We start from the raw sequence: 1,021 nt of genomic DNA, 5'->3' as shown, positions 1-1,021 counted from the left end.
AAAATAAAATAACTATGAATCGATTGATAATAGGCCTCCTGTTATGGGTGGGCACAGGAAATTTATTGTCCGCACAACAAGTGGAAAACAAAACCTTTAAATGGAGTAAAGGCCAAAAGTTAGTTTTTAATCTAAAATTTGGGGACTCTATCCAGGTGGAAGGCTGGAATAAGCCAACCGTGGGCTTTAAAGCAATATATCAAATCAATGAGGGAGAAGACAATGAGATTTTAGAGTTTAATTATTCTGAGAATGGAGATAGATTGGAAGTAATCGTTGATTTTGATGAGAAATTAGTTAAAGAGCTCCAAAAGAGACAATTAAAAAATGAAGATTGCCCAGGTTTCCATATTAAAAGTGATATTTCATATGTCTTATTTGTTCCAAAGGAAGCTGATCTTTCTATTGAAAGTATCAGTGCCGATATAATTGCAAAAGAACTCAATGGGGAACTTGATTTGAAAACGATCAGTGGTTTTGTTGATTTGGATTGGCCTGATTCAAAGGGCGCAAATTTTTCTATGAAAACTGTAACTGGAGAGGTTTATTCTGGATTGAAGATTGATTTTTCAAATCTAAAAGAAAAACAACCCATTGTTGGCTATAATTTATTGGGTGAATTAAATAGGGGAGGTTCAAATGTTCGTTTAAATTCAATAAGCAATAATATTTATGTAAGGTAGGCTTCTTGTAAAAGTTCCTTCTAACCTCATAAACAAAGACAAAAATCTGGGATATGGGGTTAGGAGGGAACAATAAAGACTCTAACAATCTTTGGGTGTTCCACTACTTACCTTTTATAGAAAGTGTAATTTCGAATAATTTTATTGTGGCTTGGAAATGTCCTTCATTGATGTTTAATTTTCAACATTATTCTTTTGAATTCTGGAGATTCGTAATTCTAAAACAGAAATCATAAAAAGTGCCTTCTTTAGGGAAATATATAATAGGAATTGGTGTATTAATTATGGTTATTGGAGCCATTATTTATTTTTTCGGAGATAAATTGAAATGGTTTGGA

Annotated in this window: 1 protein-coding gene; it reads left to right on the top strand. The window is 32.3% G+C overall.

What is annotated here, in order from left to right; translation table 11 throughout:
* The coding region (locus tag E1171_RS00820) for a DUF4097 family beta strand repeat-containing protein (RefSeq protein ID WP_222931309.1) at positions 1-683 on the top strand (683 nt) is incomplete at its 5' end.
* Positions 684-1,021: the final 338 nt, after the last annotated feature.

Source organism: Xanthovirga aplysinae, from assembly GCF_009711365.1.
Taxonomy (GTDB): Bacteria; Bacteroidota; Bacteroidia; order Cytophagales; family Cyclobacteriaceae; genus Xanthovirga; species Xanthovirga aplysinae.
Note: the sequence above shows the minus strand (reverse complement) of the source record. Positions and strands in the feature narration are given on the sequence as shown.